Origin of the sequence: Elizabethkingia argenteiflava, from assembly GCF_009904105.1 — a bacterium.
Classification (GTDB): Bacteria; Bacteroidota; Bacteroidia; order Flavobacteriales; family Weeksellaceae; genus Elizabethkingia; species Elizabethkingia argenteiflava.
Genome location: NZ_JAAABJ010000117.1, coordinates 1 through 12,932, shown reverse-complemented (window position 1 = coordinate 12,932; position 12,932 = coordinate 1). Strand labels below are relative to the sequence as shown.

General features: G+C 29.1%; 17 protein-coding genes. All 17 read right to left on the bottom strand.

The window, feature by feature from the left end:
• A partial coding sequence (locus GNY06_RS00785) for a type II toxin-antitoxin system PemK/MazF family toxin (RefSeq protein ID WP_176589922.1) occupies positions 1-183 on the bottom strand: 183 nt, incomplete at its 3' end.
• Positions 177-425, bottom strand: coding sequence for an AbrB/MazE/SpoVT family DNA-binding domain-containing protein (locus tag GNY06_RS00780; protein ID WP_166518375.1), 249 nt, complete (start codon positions 423-425; stop codon positions 177-179). The genes GNY06_RS00785 and GNY06_RS00780, both read right to left, overlap by 7 nt.
• 294 nt (positions 426-719) lie before the next feature.
• Positions 720-1,049 carry a helix-turn-helix domain-containing protein gene (locus GNY06_RS00775; RefSeq protein ID WP_166518374.1) on the bottom strand — a complete coding sequence of 110 codons (330 nt, stop codon included), beginning with the start codon at positions 1,047-1,049 and terminating at the stop codon, positions 720-722.
• 376 nt (positions 1,050-1,425) lie between these two features.
• A complete protein-coding gene (locus tag GNY06_RS00770) occupies positions 1,426-2,469 on the bottom strand; it encodes a zincin-like metallopeptidase domain-containing protein (protein WP_166518373.1) in 1,044 nt (347 codons plus the stop codon).
• A complete protein-coding gene (locus GNY06_RS00765; protein WP_166518372.1) occupies positions 2,442-3,203 on the bottom strand; it encodes a DUF5712 family protein in 762 nt (253 codons plus the stop codon). The genes GNY06_RS00770 and GNY06_RS00765 overlap by 28 nt, the downstream gene beginning before the upstream one ends.
• 46 nt (positions 3,204-3,249) lie before the next feature.
• Positions 3,250-3,588, bottom strand: coding sequence for a hypothetical protein (locus tag GNY06_RS00760; protein ID WP_166518371.1), 339 nt, complete (start codon positions 3,586-3,588; stop codon positions 3,250-3,252).
• 9 nt (positions 3,589-3,597) lie between these two features.
• On the bottom strand, positions 3,598-3,879 hold the full coding sequence (locus GNY06_RS00755; RefSeq protein ID WP_166518370.1) for a hypothetical protein: 282 nt from the start codon (positions 3,877-3,879) through the stop codon (positions 3,598-3,600).
• Positions 3,880-4,484: 605 nt separating this feature from the next.
• On the bottom strand, positions 4,485-4,694 hold the full coding sequence (locus GNY06_RS00750; RefSeq protein ID WP_166518369.1) for a hypothetical protein: 210 nt from the start codon (positions 4,692-4,694) through the stop codon (positions 4,485-4,487).
• A 737-nt stretch (positions 4,695-5,431) separates the two neighbouring features.
• Positions 5,432-6,523 (bottom strand): replication initiation protein, encoded by a 1,092-nt coding sequence (locus GNY06_RS00745; protein ID WP_166518368.1) that lies wholly within the window; start codon positions 6,521-6,523, stop codon positions 5,432-5,434.
• Positions 6,524-6,614: 91 nt separating this feature from the next.
• Complete coding sequence (locus GNY06_RS00740) at positions 6,615-7,184, bottom strand: hypothetical protein (protein WP_166518367.1); 570 nt, start codon at positions 7,182-7,184, stop codon at positions 6,615-6,617.
• Between the two features lie 358 nt (positions 7,185-7,542).
• A complete protein-coding gene (locus tag GNY06_RS00735) occupies positions 7,543-7,998 on the bottom strand; it encodes a hypothetical protein (protein WP_166518366.1) in 456 nt (151 codons plus the stop codon).
• Positions 7,999-8,000: 2 nt separating this feature from the next.
• A complete protein-coding gene (locus tag GNY06_RS00730) occupies positions 8,001-8,750 on the bottom strand; it encodes a ParA family protein (protein WP_166518365.1) in 750 nt (249 codons plus the stop codon).
• Positions 8,747-9,025: a hypothetical protein gene (locus GNY06_RS00725; protein ID WP_166518364.1), complete on the bottom strand. Its 279-nt coding sequence runs from the start codon at positions 9,023-9,025 to the stop codon at positions 8,747-8,749. Before GNY06_RS00725 ends, GNY06_RS00730 begins: the two co-directional genes overlap by 4 nt.
• Positions 9,026-9,344: 319 nt before the next feature.
• Positions 9,345-9,674 carry a single-stranded DNA-binding protein gene (locus tag GNY06_RS00720; protein WP_166518363.1) on the bottom strand — a complete coding sequence of 110 codons (330 nt, stop codon included), beginning with the start codon at positions 9,672-9,674 and terminating at the stop codon, positions 9,345-9,347.
• Positions 9,675-9,732: 58 nt separating this feature from the next.
• Positions 9,733-10,053: a hypothetical protein gene (locus GNY06_RS00715; protein ID WP_166518362.1), complete on the bottom strand. Its 321-nt coding sequence runs from the start codon at positions 10,051-10,053 to the stop codon at positions 9,733-9,735.
• Between the two features lie 94 nt (positions 10,054-10,147).
• A complete protein-coding gene (locus GNY06_RS00710; protein ID WP_166518361.1) occupies positions 10,148-10,717 on the bottom strand; it encodes a hypothetical protein in 570 nt (189 codons plus the stop codon).
• A 974-nt stretch (positions 10,718-11,691) separates the two neighbouring features.
• Positions 11,692-12,600: a lytic transglycosylase domain-containing protein gene (locus GNY06_RS00705; protein ID WP_166518360.1), complete on the bottom strand. Its 909-nt coding sequence runs from the start codon at positions 12,598-12,600 to the stop codon at positions 11,692-11,694.
• Between the last annotated feature and the right edge of the window lie 332 nt (positions 12,601-12,932).

The window sequence follows — 12,932 nt, the reverse complement described above, 5'->3', positions numbered from 1 at the left end:
CCTGCAGTTTACTCTCATTGGATATGGCTTTATTGTAGACGTCAAAGGGGCTATAATTACTGTATTTAAAGCATTATTCATTTCGTCCGGAGAAATTATCACACACGGTCTGATCTTATTGATTTCACTACCTACAGTAGGATTTAGATCGATAAAGAAAACATCAAATCTTTTAATTACCATGTCCACTCTGTTTTGTCAAACTCATTCTCAAAATCTTCTAAAAACTCTGTATCTTCTAAAGATTTAGCTTTTAGCAACATTTCTTCCCAGCCTGCGCGGGGATTACTCTTAACCGCTTCAATTATTATCTTAGAATCTTCGATGGATAAAGAAACTTCTTCTTTAACTTCGGCCTGTTCTAACAGCTTCTTTCCAATAATAATTCCGAAGGAGTTACCTATTTTTCTAACTTTTGCTTTCATACTCTGAAGTTATAACATTATTACAACATACACAAAAAAATAAGCACTACTAAAAGTGCTTATTTTCTAACTATTTTTTATTCGCAAAATTAACACCTAGAAGATCTGCAGTATTCTAAATTTGTTCACATTTTTTAATCCAAGTTTTCCAGATCCAAAAGATATCCAAAAAATTATGCGAACAAAACCCTATTTCTTTTGATCTCTAGTATAATTCTTCCAAAGAATATAATCTACGAAATCTCCAATTTGTGCACAAGCTGCTTTATTTTGGTGCGTTACGGATTATGAAGTTTATTTTTTTAAAAACTTAAAAATTTCGACCATTTTTTCACTAAAAAGCTCTGCGGTTTCCTTATCGGTGATAACAATAATGTTACCCGTACCGCTGTCGTTATTTTGGAAATTTATGAATTTAATACCTTTATTTTCTTCTGAAAATAAATCTTTTATTTCGACATTAAAGAGTTCTGCAAGCTGGGGGATATATCTTGATTTTATATCTGCATCTTCACTTTCCCAACTCATATAGGTATTTTTACTAACACCCATTTTATCAGCTACCTCCTGTTGAGAGAGCTTTGTTCTACTTCTAATTTTTCTTAGATTAGTACCTACACCCATTTTTTTAATTTATTATAGCAAATATACATAAAGAGATATCTATAAAACTACACTAAATTAGCTAACTTTTCTTTTCTAAGAAAAAAATAAAAAATTTTAATTTTAAACTGTTTATATGGAGTTCGCTAAAATCTCATCATTTTTTAGATAAGTGTGTATTTTGGAGTTAAGGTAGCAGTAATATGCTACCTTTTTATCGCTTTATATATTTTTGATTAAAAAAAACAAAATCATTATTAAATTTAAAGAATTTTTTTACATATTTCAAATGTATTTATTATTATTGTTTTCATCGTATTTCTATTTAGCTTTTCACACAGCTAAATATGTTCCTTACTTAGGGCTACTATAGATCGGGGGACCTTGGTAGCCCTTTTTATAACTGTTCTAAAAACTTTTTAGCTTTTTTGGCTTCTGAAAATGCATTTCTTAAATTAATTTCTCTTTCTGAAATATTAACCGTAGACCATACCTTTAGATAACGAACTGAGTTTATAAATTCGTCTAAAATACCAAACTGTAAACAATTTAACATTGAACCCATTTCCGCAATTAATTCCTCAAATGAATAACTTTCTTTATCATTGTAACCTTGCAAATTTCTGTCTAATCTTGAAGTATGACCAGTCCAGTGAATAATTTCATGAAACAATGTAGAATAGTATTTAGCAGTTGAAATAAATAATTCTTTTTTAGGCATTTCTATATAATCAAATGAAGGTCTATAAAATGCAACTTCAATCCTTGAATACGATAATTTTAAACCTCCATTACTAATAATCTTTGAAATAAAAATTTCGCAGTTTTCCTTTTCAGAAAATTCATTTTCCTGCGGTTCTTCATCTAGTATTGAAAGATTAATTTCATTAATATTTTGAATTAATTCTGAATTAAAAACAACATAATTTTTAACACATGGAATTTTAAAAATATTTTCTAGTTCGTCCGGCTTCATTTTTTTTACTTCACTTTCCGGAATTGTTTTTCCTGTTTCTTTATCTTTAAAAATGAAACTGAAAAATTCAATTACACATCCTTTAGAACCTTTTTTAAGTTTTCCACCCGCTTTAGATATACTAATGAAAGTTGCATATCTTGAAGTCTTAAAATTGTTAATCATTGTATCGAGAAAAAGAGCCATTACATTAAATCCGCTGTAACGTTTTTGAGTAAATAAATTGACGGGATAAAAACCGTTTAAATTTGTATATGCTTCCCAATCTTTAGCATTTACTTTATCTAAATTTTCTAAAATCTTTTCATCCTTAATATAGTCGGTGAAATTATCCTGGCTATTTAATGAAGTGCCCTCAATTACAACAATCTTGCGCTTTTCTTCTTCTTTATCTAAAATGGCATTATATTTATCTGCATAGTACTGTTCCTCTATTTTTAGTACCTCATTTTCAATCTTATGCAAGCTATTAGGTATAAATAAGCTTTATTTTTTTTGATATCCTCAGAATAAAAAGTATAAAGCTTCCCATGGGGATAATCTTGTTTCAACCTATAACTGGGTATATCAACATATTGTTTTTCAGAATACTCCAAAGGCAATCCTTTTTCTTTCAGGAATGTAGTATAACGCTCTTGAATAATTGGTTTTAACTTTCTTCTTTCCTGATTTGAAGGCAAGCTATCCTGATTAGCATAAATTTCTCTATCCATCATGACTGCATACTGATCCATAACCTTTGCTGTATAAAGTTTCAACTGTAATTTCATAAGCTGATCCTTTTGTTCATTATAAAATTGTAAAGCCTTTGGAACATCTCTAACTTTATCTATAAAAAGGTCTCTACTTTCAAGTTCTGCAACTGCCAAAGCTTCCAAATGCTTTAACTCCTTTTGACTGGGCGCAATATTAAGAAGGTAAAAATTAGAATCTTTATAACTTTTTGATCCTCTATTATTATCAATTTTATCGATAGCTTCAAAAACATTTATTTTTGAATTAGGATCACTAAGATCATAGGGATTAAAATCTTCATTAAAAAAATATTCAATGTCTTTTCCCTCCTCAATTTCTTTTCCTTCTAAAACCAGATTTTGATTTTCAATTATCCTTCCTTGGTTTTCTTTTTCCAGATAATGGAATAATCTTCCGGAAGAAGATCCTTCTTTTGCATTATGAAATTTAAAATCTGCAAACATTATATCAGAGAATTAATGTAGTTCCACTCCGAAAGTGAGAGGTTAATCATAATCTTTTTTGTTTCCCTATCATGGTTTCTATTTCCTCAATTTCACTATTAAAAATAATCTTCTGCAGGGCATCTTTATAGGTAGAGTTTTGATTTTTTAATTCATTAATTTCATTTGAATCTCCGGACAATTTAGCATCTAAATTTTGCTGATTTGAAGTACCTGAAACATCCTCTACAAAAGAAATATTTGGTTTGATTTCTTCAACATCTTTTGTTTTATTTAAGTGACTATTTAAGGGATTATCAAAATTATCTTTTTTTAAATTGTACTCCCTTATTTTATTAATATCATAATCTACAATTTTATCTAATACTCCAAATTTTATATTCAATGGTTTCAACTAAGTCTTCTCAATTTCCCCCATCCAGTTTCTAAAACTCTTATTATAATCCAGAAGCTTTTCAGTATGATTTTTCAAATTTGCTTCCATCCGGATCTCTAAATTTTTAATTGCCTTTTCATGGCTACCGAAATATTCCAGATTCAAATTAAGATCATTCCTGGATATAAAAAGTGCCATTGTTTTAACCGTATTATCATGAGTACCCAGAGTATATTTTTCCTTTATCTCATTGATGAGAGCTTTTGTACCTAAACTTACTTGAATTGTTGTTGTTTTCATAGTATATGGAATATATATAATTTCATACTTAATAAAAAATATTTATTTTCAACACTTTAAATAAATTTAATCAAAAAATATATAGAAAAAATATAGAAAATCTATATTAATTTTTCATAATTAATTTTTAATATACTAAAAACCAAACAGATATAAACAGCGAATTTTTTTTCCGCCGTTTCCTCTTGCTTCTCCTATATTTGTCCACTTCGTTACCAAATTTCGGAGGTACATTCTTTCAGAATGATCTTCCCAAGCGATCCCCAAAATCTCCAAAATTCAAAACCCGAAATATTTAAAAATAGTCCAAAAGAGATAATCTACGGTATAAAAAATACCCTGTCAAATTTTATTGGCAGGATATCTAAATTTATAATTTAAAGAGACTTTCTATTTATTTTTCTTCTCCGTAAATCCGTCAAAATTTTCTCCGAATTTTTTCCTCATTTCTTTATGGCCTTCAAGCTTAAAAAAGAAAAAATAAATTGCTCCAATGGTAATAAGTATATAAAAACAAGTACTAAACCATGTTGGAATATTCGTAAATATACTTATAATTAAGTACAAAATAAATATTGAAAATATTGTAATTGTAAGTCCCTTTGTCATTTTTGATTCTGTTTGTTTTCTTTAATTTCTTCGTCAAAGAATTTGTTTAAATTCATCCCTTTTTTTCGTAAAAAAATCAGAAGTTTATAAAGCTTATTTTTTTTATAATTTTTCTCTGTATACCACAAATCCCATCTCTTCAAAATTTCTTCCGGAAAGTCTTTTGGCTTAGGAATTATTTTTCCTCTTTCTTCTTTCAGTGACATAAAATTCTTTAATTATCTTAATAAAGTCGTCGATGATTAAACCGAAAAATGATAATATTTTCATTTCTAACAAATTTATGAATTTTAGCTAAACTCAAAAGTATAAATAATGTTGGATATATCCAATATTATTTGTCATGTTATTTTATTTATTTTTATATATTCCTTCAGCTAATTTTTTTTGTTCGCAAAAAAAGTATCCGCCCCCCTAGTGAAATTTTTTATAATCTCTTTTGGACTAAAAATAAATATTAACTATACTCTTCCTTTTATTCTCCAGGAGAAAACATTTATATGCAGTATATAAAACAAATGCTTTTTAAATAACAAATGCTTTTTAAATAATAACAGTTGCTTTTTAGCGTCTGAAAATATGCCTAAAATAGCGCTTTAGGAAAAAAGTATACGGAGGTCTATCCTTAAAGAAAGTAGAGATCTACGGAGGTCTATCCTTAAAGAAAGTAGAGATCTACGGAGGTCTATCCTTAAAGAAAGTAGAGATCTACGGAGGTCTATCCTTAAGGAAAATTAAATAACTACGGAGGTCTATCCTTAAACTACGGAGGTCTATCCTTAAGCTACGGAGGTCTATCCTTAAACTACGGAGGTCTATCCTTAAGCTACGGAGGTCTATCCTTAAGCTACGGAGGTCTATCCTTAAAGCTACGGAGGTCTATCCTTAAACTACGGAGGTCTATCCTTAAGCTACGGAGGTCTATCCTTATATTATGTTAATATCATTGAGATGAATTTTCGTTTAATTCAGGAAAGACTTTAGAATATAAAAAACCTCCTAAGTTTTGAATTTCAGTGCCGGTTTCATTTTCAAACCAAACCTTTCGCTGATAATTTTTTGATTTCTCGTCGCTATAATGACTATTAAAAGTTATAGAATCACTCAATCTTTTATATATAGTTTCTGGTGTAAGTCGTTGCAATAAAAATAAGGCTTGAGAATCATTTAATCCGTAGTTTTTAAGATAGCTTACTACTTTCTGCTCTTTCTCGGACAAGGAAGCGTTTTTCAATCTTCTTTTAAAAGTAAATTCTAGTGAAACAACTTTATTCCCCTTCTTAATCATTACATAAGTAACATTGGAAATATCAAGTGATTTGTTTGAATTTATTTCTTTAATGGCCGGATCTAAAAAAACTTTTCTAAAATCATACCAAGTCTTTAAAACCTCTTTTACAGGCTCTCTTCTTTGGTCGAATAAGCTTAATTGCTTATCTTCAATTTCGGGAGTATCAGAATAATCATAAATAATAAACCCTAATAAAGTTTTTAATTTTATTAATGAAATTCGATATAGTCCAGTTTCTTTGAACTGTGATAAAAGCTCAAAAAACTTTTTCCTTTTAGCACTCTGTAAATCAATAATGTTTTTTTCAATCTGTGTATATTGAATTTTAGAAAGCTCCGCATATTCAATAGCAAATTTTTCGTAGAAAAATATTTTTCCCCAGGATGCAAAATATACGATGAAGTTTTCAGGATCGTTATTATTTACTTGGATTTTATCTATAATATTGAAGAACTCAATATTTTCTGTTTTTTTATTATATATGACACCTTTTAAGCCTATTAATTCTCTGCAGAAATTTTGAATTTCTTTTGAAGAATAACTTAAGTTTTTAGAAGTTTTTTTATATTTTATAAAATCATTGTAATCAAAATATACCTCCCCGGTCGGGTTTGCTTCTCTAAAATTTATTATACTTTGAAGATAATAAATTATATCTTTTTGAATCTCTGAAATACCACTAAGGACTGTTTCATTAAATATTTGAGATTGTATTAAATAGTTTTTATTATTTGGTGTATTCATTTTTATTTTTTTATATCTTTGGTCTGCAAAAGAGATAATATAACGTCTCGATTTAAAAATAGGGAGGTTGTCTAATGGCAACCTCTTTAATTTATGGGAAATCCAATGTTGGATATTGTCCTGGTCTTTCTTTTTTGAATATAAATTTTTCTGCTGTAAAATCACCTAACATAATTTCGTTTTCAACAATCTGATGCCCTTTACTTAAATAATACTCAAACAAAGCCTTTCTGCCATTTAAAATCGCATCCTGGTATATTTTGTCCGGAATTGAAATATAATTCTCGTATTGCTCTAAAATGACCTTATTCGACATGTTTATACCTCTAGCAATATCAAATCCATTTCTTTTAAAGAGAAAATTTATTATTAATCCATTTCCTTTCGAATTTGGTTTATATTTCAAATATAACCGTACTGCAGGGATTTCAATACTAAAATGATTATAAAAAGTTCCCACTATTTCTTTATTTGACTTTCTCCGAGCAATAAAGTAATCCCATTTGTCCCCATGCAGCTCGTTTAAATTAGAAACTACTTTTGAAAGTCCCCCGTTAGAGTTGTGCCAAACATAATTACTTTCGGAAATATTTTTATCCCTAAATCTCATGAAAATTTCAATTGTATATCTTTTATCCTTACTTGCCATTTCTTTTTTCAATTTTAACAGGCTCTTTTTTGGTTGCTTTATTCTTATACATTAAAATTGCATTTAGAATAACACCAAAGAGAATAATTCCAATAATTATAAAAAATATTAGGCATCCGGTATTAAGAGTTTTCATAAAACATCCCGGACTAGGCTTCTCTATTTTTTTTATAGAAAAACCGCAATTAGGACAGGTATAAGCTTGATCTGAAACCTGTTTACTACATTCTGGACATTGTATAATCATACTCAATATTTTTATTCGCAAAATAAGCTTCCGGAAGAGCTGCACTTTTTACCATTTGTTCGCATTTTTAAATTAGGCCTTTCCTGATCTGGAACCGGTCTGAAAATTTTTGCGAACAAAAAATTAGAATTTTCCTTTATATCGTTTCTCTAGTGCAGAAATTATTTCGTGAGCTAATTCCATTCTTGTGTATTCTAAATTTTCCTCTTTATAGATTTTATGGTAAATAAAATCATTGAGAAAATTAGTATGTTCTCTGGAAATATTTGCAGAAGAATCTTTAATTTTAATATCATCAAGCCTATTTTTTCTGCTTCTTCTTCCGTTTTTAAAATTAGTTTTCTCCATCCCTCTTTCAATATCTGGATATTTTTTTTCGAGTAGTTCTATTCCTTCCGAAATTGCTTTACTTAAATTATAATCCATGTTATGTTCTTTGAGCATCTTATAGTTTCTGAATTTTATAAGCTTTTCATAATCATCAAAATACATTCTAAGAATATAATTTTTTGTTACTACTTCACTTTTAATATCGTCATTAGAATTAAAATCCTCTAATCTGAAATCATTATTACTCATCACTATATATTTATTTCTTTTAAAATTTCTGTTGCAAGTTCATTAAAGTCAAGGCTAGCTCTTGAATGTGGAGCTACTTGAAAAATGGTTTTTCCTTCTTTTTTTGCATTCTCAACATTAACATCTTGTCTAATGAAAGATGTTAGAAAATAGTTTCTCGCCTGGGAATTTGCCTTTTCTGTATACTCTCGGAAGTTTCTCGTATTGGTAAGTACTTTATTAAAGAAAAATCCTAAAAATTTGAGCTTATTGTTATGCTCTTTAATGATTCTTTGTATACTCGGGAACAACTCGTTAATCCCCTCAATAGAATACATTTCTGCTTCAATTGGACTTATGACATAATCAGAACAAGATAATGCCATTTCTCCAAGGCCTACCCCCCCAGTTAAAGGCCGAGGTGGGCAATCAATAATTACAAAATCCAAATTCATTTTACTATTAAGAAAATCAATTCGTTCTTTTAATTCATATCTGGAATATTTGTCTTTTTCAATATTCCGATCTCCTGCCAAAATAAATAAATTATCTTTTTTTTGAGTGAGCCTGAAATCTCCGGTTTTATCTAAAAAATTTTTAATTGTATAAGGATAGTCACGATCAATTCTATACCCCATTGATAAGTTCCTTTGAGCGTCAAAATCAATCTGCAAAACTTTATAACCCATTTCGGAAAATGAAGCTCCTAAATGGATTGATGTAGTCGTTTTCCCTACCCCTCCTTTCTCGGTAATTATTGATAATATTTTCATGATTTAATCTTTTTCCCGTTTTCAAAAGTAGCTATAAGAGTTTCCCATACTCGCACAAGATTATTTTCATCAATAAAATAGTCTCCATTTGAAAGTATTACATACAGCAATACATTATTGTTTTCACTAATTTTTTGGGCTTCTTTCAAAGCCTTTTCTTTATCAGTGTATTTATTTAGATCATTTATAACAAATTTCAGAAGAGCTTTATCATAACCTCTCTCTTTGAGAGATTGGATAAAGTTTTCAAATTTTTGAATCCATCTTTCTTCCATAGATAAAGCAGAATTCATTATACTAAGGCCACTCATATATCTGGGAGATTCATAAGACCCTAAAAAATTAGTTTTGTATTCCTCCTAAAATTTATTAGCATCTACTTTTGTTAAATCTTTTGATTTCATTTTTTTCATAGTATGTGATTTATGATGTAGTAAAAATAGTAATAATAAATATATAAATCAAATATAAAATCACTTTATTTGATTTAAAAATACTATATATTAAGGGTTTATTATATATAGCTAGTATAGTGATTTTTTAATCACTTTATTTAATTTAAAAAGCTCCCTTTTTTCAGGGAGCTGTAACTGTTTATAGTGCGATCTCTTTCACTGTGTAATTTCTATTTACAAAGGTTTTGTCTCCTCCAACTTTAACATCAATTTCCGGCATTCTGTCTGTAAATATGGTAATAGATTTTCCTTTTTTAAGAGAATCTAAAAGTGGGGAACCTTCGTTGCTACTAATCCATAATGCAGCATTACAGTAAGTAGTTTTTTTTGTGTAGGTTCCATCATCTTGTCTTTTCCCTAGTTCATTAACTGCAAAGGAGAAATTAATTACTCCTTTATCTTCATAGGCTTTAAAGGTTGCATCTTTGGTTAAATTACCACTTAGTGTGATTGATACGATTGAGTTCATAACGTTAGATTTAAAAAATTAATAATATTTGATATTTAATATATAAAATGATTTTATACTAATTATATTCAGTTTCCATTTCTTTAATTTCCAAAAAGAAATCTATGTCTTTTAAATAGTCCTTATCTCTCCAAGGTTCATATTTAATCATGTCTTCAAACTCGTCTGTTAATTCTTCTGCCAGTTCATAAATACCTCGTGTTCCCTCCTGATTATATATTTTCCAAGCTAGCCCCTTTTGATTTTCTATTTGTTTAGCCAGTGCCATACTAATGGCGCAATGAGTTTCGAGGTAAGAAGTAATATCAGTTGGAAATTTACATTTTATATAATTTAAGCGGTTGATATTTTTTTTATACTTCTTTTTGTATTTATTCATAATTAGATATTTAAAAGTTAGTAAATTTTATTTTTAAGCTTAAACATATAAAGTAACTTAAAAATTACTTTATATGTTTAACAATCTCTTTATATTAATAATAAGAAGACCAATTTAAAGGCTTTCCGTTGTAAATAGTGGCGGTTTGCATTTTGTTAATGTTTATAGATGCGTATTTTGTTAATCTTCTTTCAAATGGCTCACCTTTCTTTATTTCAGGGTTGGCAATACATGTTCCAGAATCTTGTCGCACGTAAGTTCTTGTTTGTCCAATTTCTTGCAAAATCAATTTTGAGTTTTTGCGCTCCAATACTAGATAAAAATTAATGTTGGTTTGCTCATATCCCCAATCTGAATATAAGATTGTTCCTTTCTGAATAGTATCGCTTATTGCTTTTTTACTTTCTATAAGACTTAAATTCTTCTCATATTTATCTAGTATTATTTTTTTAATGCTATTAATTTCAACCTCTCTAAGATCTTCGGAAATTGTACGAATAAAATTCGTTGGCTTAGTTTTTTTTCCAATAAAAACCAGAAAGTAATAATAGTTATTTGTTTCAAATGTGATTATTGTACTATCTAAATAAGTAAAGTTATTAATGTTAGTAGCTTCTTTAGTATAACTATCAATAGTTAGTTGTCTTTTGTGTATTGTATTCATAATAATAAATTTTAATGTTTTTGATTGCTTTGATATAGGAAATCTGGGTTCTTCTGGGAGTTGGTAACTTCGATAAGATTTGATAGAAATTTCCTTGTGTTCTGTGTTTGTTTTTTCGGTGATGTCAAAGAACTTCTGCTGTTTGCTTGCTTCGCTTATGAGGTCTCGGGATTTCTGTGCCAATTGACCCAAGAAATCAGGCTGAACACAAAAAAAACTTTTTGCCGAAGGCTCGGGAGGTTCTGAAAAAAAATTTCAGTAGCGTAGCGGAAGAAATTATTTTTTGGAGACCCAAAAAGTTTTTTTTGTGTTCAGCTTGGTTTCTAGATTTGCACCAAGAATAACCAAGAGCTTATGAGTGAAGTGAGAAAATAGCCTAGAAGTTACATCACCGGGAAAATGAATACAGAATACTTTAGGAAATATCAAATCTTAAAGAAGTGCCAACACATAATAAAAAAATAAAGTTCCATCGTGTAGGCCATAAGATTGGGGAGGGGATAGGACCAGAAAAATTTTGAAAAAATATCTGGTCCTATAAAGGGAGGGCTTATGTCTAGGGACTGACTGCGTTAAAGATCGCAGCAATTGTCTGAAATCCATTTTTCATGATAAATAGATAAATAAAAAAGTCCAAAAAAGATTAATGAAAAAAGATTGAGTGCGAAGAGCTTGCCCGTAGGGAACGCCCTGAATATTATAACTAAAGAAAATGATAAAATATTCCCTGATATGAAAAAGCTACAATAGACAATGCTAAAAATACAGAAGAAGCTTCAAAAAAAGAAATGAACGATATGGCTCAAAAGTACATACGAGAAAAAGGTACTAATCCTATCGAGCTTAACTATATGAATAAATACAATTAAAAAATACTTATAATATTTAATTTAACTTCTTCTTGAGAATCTATTTTTTTCAAAATTTAAATATCTAATGATTAGTTTACCTGGTAATTTCTGGAGCTTTATTTTTTACCTTACGTAAACAATAGAACCTACCGGAATAACATCGGTTATAAATTGAGGGTTTGCAAATCGAAGCAATCGAATATTATAAGATTTTCCTAATTCTTGGAACGAAGTTGTATTATTTATCTTAACTATTTTCATATCATTAAAAGAGAGTTTAAAATACATCGGTTTAATATTATGAAGCTTATAAAAATTAAACATGTAATTAACTGCAATAAATGAAGGGACGTAGGCCTGTGTTTCTCTAGGTAAAAAAGGCCTAACAGTCCAATAATTTTTAGAACCTGCTTTTTTAATTGCTTTCCGGACATTTCCCGATCCGCAGTTATAAGCTGAAATTGCTAAATTCCAATCTTTAAACTCTTTATAAAGATCACGCAGATATCTTACTGCCGCATCTGTATTGGCCATAGGATCAAAAAACACATTAATATATTGATTCTGTCGAATTCCAAACTGTCCTCCTGTTGCAGGCATAAATTGCCACAAGCCTTTTGCTCCTGCCCAGCTTCGGGCTCTTGGATTCAATGCACTTTCAACAACTGCAAGGTACTTTAATTCTAAAGGCATTCCATATTGAGCTAATTTAGATTCGAACAAGGGAAAATAATAAGCTGAAAGCCCTATAATTTTACCATACCAGCGATAAGAAAGATACTTTTTTACATAGGTATAGGTGACATCATTATAATTAATATTAAGAGCTGTATTTTGATTGAGTAAATTAAATCTTTCTCTAAAAGTATTGATATGCAAATACTCATTTGTATTATCATCTTCTCCCTCTAAACTATTTATATATTTCTGATTTAACTTTATAAATGGCTGCTCATCAGAAGATTTCTTTTTCGTTTGTGAAAAAGACCAGGAAAAGAAAAAGACTATAAAAGCTACTGCAATTTTTTTCATATTATTTTGTGTTCAGATTTATATTCAGTATTTTATACTTGGTGATTTAACATAAAGTAAGTTATAGAAAGTTTATAGCTTTTCAACTTCTCCTAATTATCAACCAGTTAGCCTTTTTCTCGCTCCAGAGGATAGAGAATATTTAATTTTTAGTCCAAAGAGATAATTATTCCGCATTTTTAACTAGCCTTTTAGTGAATTTTATTTTCATTTTCAAACCAAACCTTTCGCTGATAATTTTTTGATTTCTCGTGGCTATATAGCTAAGAAAACATTTTCATGAGAGTATCAATAATTTCTTCTTGTGTGTGCTTATCCAAACTGGCCATCTT

What these genes read in the sequence shown, in the direction of transcription:
- GNY06_RS00780 (WP_166518375.1), bottom strand. Translation starts at nt 425, where the DNA reads ATGAAAGCAAAAGTTAGAAAAATAGGTAACTCCTTCGGAATTATTATT.
- GNY06_RS00775 (WP_166518374.1), bottom strand. Translation starts at nt 1,049, where the DNA reads ATGGGTGTAGGTACTAATCTAAGAAAAATTAGAAGTAGAACAAAGCTC.
- GNY06_RS00765 (WP_166518372.1), bottom strand. Translation starts at nt 3,203, where the DNA reads ATGTTTGCAGATTTTAAATTTCATAATGCAAAAGAAGGATCTTCTTCC.
- GNY06_RS00755 (WP_166518370.1), bottom strand. Translation starts at nt 3,879, where the DNA reads ATGAAAACAACAACAATTCAAGTAAGTTTAGGTACAAAAGCTCTCATC.
- GNY06_RS00750 (WP_166518369.1), bottom strand. Translation starts at nt 4,694, where the DNA reads ATGTCACTGAAAGAAGAAAGAGGAAAAATAATTCCTAAGCCAAAAGAC.
- GNY06_RS00745 (WP_166518368.1), bottom strand. Translation starts at nt 6,523, where the DNA reads ATGAATACACCAAATAATAAAAACTATTTAATACAATCTCAAATATTT.
- GNY06_RS00735 (WP_166518366.1), bottom strand. Translation starts at nt 7,998, where the DNA reads ATGAGTAATAATGATTTCAGATTAGAGGATTTTAATTCTAATGACGAT.
- GNY06_RS00730 (WP_166518365.1), bottom strand. Translation starts at nt 8,750, where the DNA reads ATGAAAATATTATCAATAATTACCGAGAAAGGAGGGGTAGGGAAAACG.
- GNY06_RS00725 (WP_166518364.1), bottom strand. Translation starts at nt 9,025, where the DNA reads ATGGAAGAAAGATGGATTCAAAAATTTGAAAACTTTATCCAATCTCTC.
- GNY06_RS00720 (WP_166518363.1), bottom strand. Translation starts at nt 9,674, where the DNA reads ATGAACTCAATCGTATCAATCACACTAAGTGGTAATTTAACCAAAGAT.
- GNY06_RS00715 (WP_166518362.1), bottom strand. Translation starts at nt 10,053, where the DNA reads ATGAATAAATACAAAAAGAAGTATAAAAAAAATATCAACCGCTTAAAT.
- GNY06_RS00710 (WP_166518361.1), bottom strand. Translation starts at nt 10,717, where the DNA reads ATGAATACAATACACAAAAGACAACTAACTATTGATAGTTATACTAAA.
- GNY06_RS00705 (WP_166518360.1), bottom strand. Translation starts at nt 12,600, where the DNA reads ATGAAAAAAATTGCAGTAGCTTTTATAGTCTTTTTCTTTTCCTGGTCT.